General features: G+C 64.1%; 8 protein-coding genes. 4 read left to right on the top strand and 4 right to left on the bottom strand.

From position 1 onward, the window contains the following. A partial coding sequence (locus QM649_RS19840; protein WP_415200811.1) for an FtsX-like permease family protein occupies positions 1 to 954 on the top strand: 954 nt, incomplete at its 5' end. Between the two features lie 3 nt (positions 955 to 957). On the opposite strand, the gene QM649_RS19835 is transcribed toward QM649_RS19840, so the two are convergent. Next, positions 958 to 1,425: an RDD family protein gene (locus QM649_RS19835; RefSeq protein WP_415200810.1), complete on the bottom strand. Its 468-nt coding sequence runs from the start codon at positions 1,423 to 1,425 to the stop codon at positions 958 to 960. A 188-nt stretch (positions 1,426 to 1,613) separates the two neighbouring features. On the opposite strand from QM649_RS19835, the gene QM649_RS19830 reads away from it, so the two are divergent. After that, entirely contained in the window at positions 1,614 to 2,195 is a 582-nt protein-coding gene (locus QM649_RS19830) for a DJ-1/PfpI family protein (RefSeq protein ID WP_415200809.1), read from the top strand. 90 nt (positions 2,196 to 2,285) lie between these two features. Here QM649_RS19830 and QM649_RS19825 read toward each other — a convergent pair whose 3' ends face one another. Beyond that, complete coding sequence (locus QM649_RS19825) at positions 2,286 to 2,828, bottom strand: acyl-CoA thioesterase (RefSeq protein ID WP_415200808.1); 543 nt, start codon at positions 2,826 to 2,828, stop codon at positions 2,286 to 2,288. A gap of 64 nt (positions 2,829 to 2,892) precedes the next feature. Continuing rightward, the gene (locus QM649_RS19820; protein ID WP_415200807.1) at positions 2,893 to 3,531 is read right to left on the bottom strand and encodes a thiamine phosphate synthase; all 639 of its coding nucleotides are present in this window, start codon (positions 3,529 to 3,531) and stop codon (positions 2,893 to 2,895) included. Positions 3,532 to 3,836: 305 nt separating this feature from the next. Between QM649_RS19820 and sthA the strand changes: the two genes are divergently transcribed. Both sthA and QM649_RS19810 read left to right on the top strand, forming a co-directional pair. Then, the gene (gene sthA, locus QM649_RS19815; protein ID WP_415200806.1) at positions 3,837 to 5,234 is read left to right on the top strand and encodes a Si-specific NAD(P)(+) transhydrogenase; all 1,398 of its coding nucleotides are present in this window, start codon (positions 3,837 to 3,839) and stop codon (positions 5,232 to 5,234) included. A 98-nt stretch (positions 5,235 to 5,332) separates the two neighbouring features. Then, positions 5,333 to 6,247 carry an ROK family protein gene (locus QM649_RS19810; protein WP_415200805.1) on the top strand — a complete coding sequence of 305 codons (915 nt, stop codon included), beginning with the start codon at positions 5,333 to 5,335 and terminating at the stop codon, positions 6,245 to 6,247. A gap of 327 nt (positions 6,248 to 6,574) precedes the next feature. Here the strand turns inward: QM649_RS19810 and QM649_RS19805 are convergent. Further along, positions 6,575 to 7,776, bottom strand: a 1,202-nt coding sequence (locus tag QM649_RS19805; protein WP_415200804.1) for an RDD family protein, incomplete at its 5' end; no start/stop codon positions are given.

Raw genomic sequence — 7,776 nt, 5'->3', positions numbered from 1 at the left:
CCCGACGATGGCTGGTGGAATCACAACGTACGCATCGAGGGCCATCCCGCGCCGCTCTCCGACGATAGCGACACCTCACGCTGGACGCGCGTGATGCCGGACTTCTTCGCCTTTTTCCATGACCGCATTGTGGCCGGGCGCGCCTTCACCTCCGACGACAACCAGGCCTCGCGCCCGGTGGCCATCATCAACGAGGCTTTCGCACGGCGCTACTTCCCGCACGAGAATCCCGTAGGCCAGCATTTCGGTCCTGCGCCGGGCAACTATGCCGGGCTCTATGAAATTGTCGGTGTCGCTGCCGACATCCACGACAATCCCGGCCCCGCGCCGGTCGAGCCGCGTTACTATCTGCCCGAGGCACAGGGCACCGTCTTCGCGGAGCCGCAGCTGGAGACGCGCGAGCTCTGGTCGCACGACCTCTACAACATCGTTCTCACGGCTCCGCATGCAGGGCCGGGATTCGAAGCCGTACTGCGCAACACCCTCACAGAAATCGATCCGGATCTTGTGGTCTATTCTGTGCAATCTTTCCACGACCTGATCGCCGAAGGACTCGCGCAGCAGCGGATGATTCTTGTGCTCACCGCGCTCTTCGGGCTGGCGGCACTGGTGCTGGCCGCGATCGGACTTTACGGCGTAACCGCCTACAGCGTGCAGCAGCGCACCGGCGAGATGGGCGTGCGCATGGCGCTCGGCGCGACCCGCCTGCACCTGCTGCGGCTGGTGCTGCGCTCGACGCTGGTGCAATCGGCGATCGGCATCGGTATCGGCCTGCCGCTGACGGTCCTTGGCGGCAACGCGCTGGCCAGCCGTCTCTACGGTGTTGCGCCGTGGAATCCGCTGATCCTCGGCACGGCGAGCCTGGTGCTACTGCTCACCGCGCTCGCGGCGGCGGCCATCCCTGCGCGGAGAGCGGCGGCCGTCGACCCGATGCAGGCGCTGCGCAGCGAATGAATATTACTTAACCTGTTTATCGAAGTTCTGCGCGCTCGTTTTTCGCGTGTCAATCACGATGGTCTCGGCCAGCCGGTCCTGCGCGCACATTCGGTTCGCGTCCCAGAAGTACTGGACGAAGCCGAGTCCGCCTTCGAGCACCGCCGCGCCGTAGCCGAGACCGCGTTCGATCGACTGCCACAGCCCCAGCCGCTCGCCGGTGAGTAAGACGGCGCGCGTCCGCGCTACCCACTTCCCTAAAGTGCGTCCATTGCCAAAGTAATTCGAGAGCCCCCAGTAGAGCAGCATCACCACCACGTTGCCCTTTTCATGGAAGTCCCAGCTCAGATCGATGTGCGACGCATGCAGGACAAAGCGCCGCCAGAGATATTCCAGCGGTGCCCAGATCAGAACCGCGACAACCAGATCGAACCAGAAGCCGAGCGCCCGCTGCCAGAAACGCGCCAGCGGAGCGCCCTGCAAGGCGTGCACCCGGCCGCTCTCATGCGCGTGGAAACGTCGCCCGCGTTGCTCATCGGCGTTCATAATGGAGGCAGAATAACCCGGACATCGCGATTTCCCGCTGCGAATTATCTATATCTTTGCGCAGCTTTTATATGTCCGGGATGAACATGGGAACAGGTTGCCGTTCGGCAGCCGAATAATGCAAGGAGAACTCCATGGCGGCGAAGAAAATCCTCTTCCTCGTGGGCGATTTCGCGGAAGACTACGAGGTGATGGTCCCCTTCCAGACGCTGCTCACCGTGGGACACACGGTGCATGCCGTCTGCCCGGACAAGAAGGCCGGCCAGACCATCAAGACCGCCATTCACGACTTCGAAGGCGACCAGACTTACACCGAAAAGCCCGGCCACAACTTCACGCTGAATGCGAGCTTCGCCGAGGTGCGTGAAGCCGACTACGACGCGCTGATGATCGCCGGCGGACGCGCGCCCGAGTACATCCGCCTGAACCCGCGCGTGATCGCCATCGTGCGTCACTTCGCGGAGACGCATAAGCCGATCGCGGCGATCTGCCATGCGGCGCAGGTGCTGGCCGCGGCTTCAGTCATCAGCGGCAAGCGCATCTCGGCCTACGCCGCCTGCGCGCCTGAGGTTCGCCTCGCCGGGGCCACCTATGTGGAGACACCGCCGGACGGAGCCATCACCGACGGCAACTTCGTCACTGGATTTGCATGGCCCGCGCATCCGCAGTGGCTCGCACAGTTCCTCACGCTGCTGGGAACGAAGATCGAGCTGTAAGCTCGCAGAACAAACGATCGTGCGATCCCACGTCTCAGAATCGAGACGTGGGGCACCCGAGTTCGTTCTTCTTTTCGACTTGGGAAACTCTCACTTGCCCGAAGCCAGCTTCTCCTTCGTGACTTCATTCCACTGCGTCAGCGGCTCCCACATCGGGGGCGATAGCGTGCCCGGGGCGATGCGATCGATGGCTCGCTGTGGCGGGACGTTGCCCTGCTCATCGCGGAAGAGCCCTTTCACCCAGGCGATCGCGGCCAGGCCATCCCTTCCGTTGAAGACTTGCTCCATGTAAATCCACTTGTCGTCCCAACAGAGGATGCGCGTCGAGAGCGTGAAGGGCGCCCAGAAGCCCAGCGAACGCCGGTAGGTGATCGAGATCGAACCTACCAGCGGCGTCCAGTGCTCGCGGATTGCTGGCAACAGCAGCCCGGTGGCGGCCATCAGCCGCGTGCGTCCGTAATCCATGAAGCTCAGGTAGCGGGCGTTGTTGAGATGGAAATTGAAGTCCACATCCTGCGGCCAGACGCGCAGCCGCAGCACATCGGCATCAAGCACGCCGATGCGCGGCAAGGGACGCAGCTTCTGCCGGAGAGCGAGACCAGGAATGCGGAGAAAGCTGTTGTAGTGAGACATGCTTTCAGGGCCTGCCACGAGTGTAAGCCGAGCCGTCGTCCCGGCGACCCACTTTCACGCGGCTTCAGCCGCGCAGCCGCCGCCAGTCCCCTACCGCGAAGAGGCGGATCGCCGCGACGCCCGCCGCACCGGCAGCCATACATGCAGGCACATTGCCCAGCGTGACGCCACCGAGCGCCAGCACCGGCCGGGGAGAAGCGGCCCAGCACGCGGCCGCCAGCGCATCCGGCCCCGAACCGGCCAGGGTGCCTCCGCCGTCGCTGGAGAGGCTCTTTTCAAAAACCGGGGCAAAGAGCAGCAGGTCCGCGTCCCAGGAGGCAATTCCAGATGCAGTCTCGTCGCCCACATGGCAGGAGCGGCTGATTACCGCCTTTCGCCCCTGGGCGGCAAAAAGGGCACGCGCCGAAGTGGCTGCATCCGGCGCGGCGTTGCCCGGCAGATGCACGCCATCGCATCCGGCGGCGAGGGCGATCTCGGCCGGTCCGTTGAGCAGCACGCGCGGGCGATTGCGGCGGCCCGACGCGGCACGCGTGACCTCGCCAGCCAGCGCCAGCATCTCACGCGCATGCAGATCCTTTTCACGCAGCTGGATGAAATCGACTCCGCCCTCGGCCCACGCCTGCACCGCGGCCAGCAGGGCGCGGCGACGGTCGCCTTCCGTTCCGGGAAAGATGCGGCGGTCGGTGATGGCGCAGAGGATCATCGCTCTGAATCATAGTCCCGTCATGAATTTTCATTACCGTAGTCCCGTCGCGGAGCGTACTTTCCATGATGTCGTCGCGGGCCGCACTCAGGTTCTCGTCTTTTGCGTCGATGCAAAGAACGAGGCAGTATGATGGTCACGGAGCGGACACCGACTTCCCCATTTGGGCCCGACCCCGACCTGGATTCCCTTTTCCCGCCTTTGCTCTCATTCGGCCGGCGCGGAAACCATGGCAGGTGCAACCTTTGTAGCGCGCCTGCACTCATCTGGAACAGGCGTATCAGTTCGCGCCGCAAGCGGAGAACATGGCTACTTACGATCTGCTGGTAATCGGTTCCGGCCCCTCGGGCCAGCGCGCCGCGGTTTCCGCGGTCAAGAAGGGCAAGCGGGTTGCGCTGGTGGAGATGCGCAGCGTGGTCGGCGGTGTGTGCATCAACACCGGCACCATCCCCAGCAAGACCATGCGCGAAGCCGTACTGCACCTCTCGGGCTACAACTACCGCTCCGTCTATGGCATGAACTACCGCGTGAAGGAAAAGATCACGATGTCCGATCTTGCCTTCCGCGTGCAGCACGTCATCAAGACCGAGGTGGACGTCACCGAGGCGCAGCTCTCGCGCAATGGCGTGGACGTGCTGACCGGCACGGCCAGCTTCGTCGACACCACCCATGTCCAGGTCGACGGCACATCCGGCTCGACGGTGCATGAGGCCGAGCGCATTGTGATCGCCGTCGGCACCAAGCCGGCCAGCACCACAAAGGTGCCCCTCAATGGCCGCACCATCATCAACAGCGATCAGATCCTCGACCTGCAGACCCTGCCGAAGACCATGATCGTGGTCGGCGGCGGCGTTATCGGCGTCGAATACTGCTGCATGTTTGCGGCTCTCGGCGTCCGCATGACCCTGGTCGAAAAGCGTCCGCGCCTGCTCGAGTTCGCCGACCAGGAGATTATCGAAGCGCTCAGCTATCACCTGCGCGACAGCCGCGTGACCATGCGCCTGCATGAAGAGGTGGAGAGCGTAGAAGAGCTGGCCGACGGCACCGTAGTCGCAAATCTCGAAAGCAAGAAGCGCATCTCCGGCGACGCACTGCTTTATGCAGTCGGCCGCCAGGGCAACATCGACGAGCTGAACCTGCCGGCTGCCGGCATCGAGGCCGACTCGCGCGGCCGCATCCCCGTCGATAAAGACTTCCGCACCAAAGTTCCTAATATTTTCGCGGTCGGCGATGTCATCGGATTCCCAAGCCTGGCTTCGGTCTCGATGGAACAGGGCCGTATCGCCGTCGAGCGCGCCTTCGGCGACGAGGTGGTGCAGTCGAACCCCAGCCTTTATCCGTACGGCATCTACACCATCCCCGAGATCTCCTTCATCGGCAAGACGGAGGAGCAGCTCACCGAAGAGGACGTGCCCTACGAGGTCGGCGTCGCCTATTACCGTGAGATCGCTCGCGGACAGATCCGCGGCGACACCACGGGACGCCTCAAGCTGATCTTCCACCGCGAGACCAAGCAGATCCTCGGCGTGCACATCATCGGCGAAGGCGCGGCGGAACTTGTTCACATCGGCCAGGCAGTGATGACCCTCAATGGCACAGTGGACTACTTCATCGACACTGTGTTCAACTACCCCACTCTGGCGGAGTGCTACAAGGCGGCTGCCTTCAACGGCATCAACCGGCTTGCCCGCTTCATGGAATAACCGGGCCCCGACGTCTCCTCGGACGCGGATCCGGACTTCCGCGCCAGGGGAAAATTCTGCTGCATCGTAGGAACTTCTTTATAGAAAGGAGCGACGATATGGCAATCAGCGTTGGCGTTACCATCACCGACCGGGTCGTCGCGGGCCTCATCGAGGACCACAAGGTGCAAGGCGGGCTGCTGCGTTATCCGGCAGCCGGGACCAGCGATGCAAGCATCGACGAGATGGGCGTGCTCATCGAGATGCCGGCTGACTCGGTCTGTGAACTCATCTGCGATCACATCGCAAAACTCGCTGCAGAACATAAGACTCTCGACGCCGTCGGCGTCGCCATGCCCGGCATTATTCGTAACGGCATCATCGAAGACTCCCCAAATCTTCCCCAGCTCAAGGGCGCGCACATCGCCGACTCCGTCCGGAGCGGTGTTGCGGCGCGCGGCATCATCGCCCCGGTCACCATCCTCAACGATGCCGACGCAGTCGCCGCCGGCCTCGCTGCCACCCGCGGCCATCTCGACCGCCACGTCCGCGTCTGGACCATCGGCAACGGCATCGGCTTCGGACGCTATCCGTACACCGAAGGTCCATGGGAGGGCGGCCACACCACGGTCACGCTCGACCCCAAGGAGAACTACTGCGGCTGCGGCGGCAAGGGACACCTGGAAGGCATCATGGGGCACCGGGCCATGCGGCTCCGGTTCCTCGACCTGGAGCCGGATGAGATCTTCGCCCATGCCCGCAAGGGCGACCGACGCTGCCTGGAGTTCGTCGAGCTGTGGCACCAGGCGCTCGCCGCAGCAACCGCCTCGCAGATTCACCTCGAAGGCCCGGGACGCTTCTACTTTACCGGCCGCGACATCCAGCGCCTCGACCTCTCCCGCATGAAAGAGCACCTCTGGGAGATGGTGAAAATGAGCCCGCTCCAGAGCTACACCCTCGAAATCCTGCCCGAAGAGCCTTCGCTCTCGGTTGTGGGTGCCGCGGCCGTCGCTTTGCTTGGGGTTCGCTGCTAGACGGGGCTTAGGGCTTAGATAGAAGCACAAGCAGGAGCGCGACCAAAGAGAGCGGAGGCCGAAGACAGACCGCCCTGCGCGAAGCAACCGTCATTCCGACCGGAGCGGCCGCAGGCCGCGCAGCGGAGGAACCTGCTGTGTGCCCAATACGGGAGAACTGCAGGTTCCTCCACTGCGCTTCGCTCCGGTCGGAATGACAGGGAATAACAAGAAAAACGCCGCCCGGAGAATCTCTCCGGGCGGCGTTTTGTTTCTCTTTTGTTCCTCAAGCCAACCCGCGACCAACGGGAGCGGAAGCCGAAGACGAAAGGCCGGGACGGCCTGTCCCTAGCGGTAGCTGCGCTGGTAGGTGCGGGTGATGCGGTCGTGCCAGCTGAGGCGATCGTCGTCGAGGAAGGCCCAGAGGAAGCCTAGGCCGAGCGGCAGTGCGGAGAGCAGCAGCGCCGCGATGCGTCCACGCATTTCCTTGCGGGTCGGATTCTCGTCCTCGAAGGTGCACAGCGCGATCTTCGCGTACTGCATGCCCGGCGTACCTTCGGAGAAGCTGAAGAAGAGCCACTGGTAGATCACGAAGAAGACCCCGAGCACCGCGCCGGCCGCAGCCAGCGCCGGCTTGCCCGTAGGCAGGTGCGGCGTGGAGGCGACGAAGACCAGCACAAAGAGCAGGAAGGCGATCGAGACGAGCGCCACATCCACCAGCGTCGCCATGATGCGGTCCTGCATCGGAGCTACGTGCAGCGGGAGCATCTCCATCAGGGCAGAATACGCCTGACCGGCCTGCACCTGCGCTTCCGAATCACGGCGGGACTGGCGGCCAAGAGGGCGAGGTTCCGCTTCGGATTCCGGATGCGGGTCAAGCTGGATGGAGTGCCATTCCGGCAATGCCTGGGAGCTGCTCTGCTGCGTCGTCACCTCGTGTGAGATGCTCTCCGGCTCCACCTCGAAGATGCGCAGCTGCGCGCCTTCGGGCTCGGCTTCTTCGCGGAGCGGCCCCTCGGCCAGTCGGGGACGCGCCTTGCGCGTAGCCACCAGCTCCCGGGGAAACTCAATGAGCTTGGCCGGCAGCGGCTGCGCGTCGGCCACGAAGGCCTCCTCGAAGGGATCCTCGATATGCGTCGGATAATCTTCCGTCCGTTGCGAACGCGGGGTCTCGGAGACACGGTTCTGGACTCCGCGGGCGGGGTTCTGCGGCGCCTGCGGCAGCGAGTCGGGATGGACGCGATAGTCGATGGGGGCATGGACGACCGGTTCTTCGACGAATGCACTCGCGGTGGGCACGGCCCGACTCATTTCAGGCGCGGGAGCGTAGCTTGCCGCGGCCACCGGGAAGCTGTTCACCGCCTCGGGCAGGGGCATCTGGACGATCTCTGCCGGCTCGGCAGGCCATTCCGGTTGCGCGTGCGCGGCTTCATACTCGGCCGGAGTCAGATCGAGCCCGGCGAGGATGGCCTGCGCGGCCGATTGGGCCGCACGCGCGGCTTCCGCCGCAGCCTCCGCAGCACGGGCCGCGGCGATGGCTTCGGCAGCCA

The organism is Silvibacterium sp. (genome assembly GCF_047605705.1).
Lineage (GTDB): Bacteria > Acidobacteriota > Terriglobia > Terriglobales > Acidobacteriaceae > Silvibacterium.
Note: the sequence above shows the minus strand (reverse complement) of the source record. Positions and strands in the feature narration are given on the sequence as shown.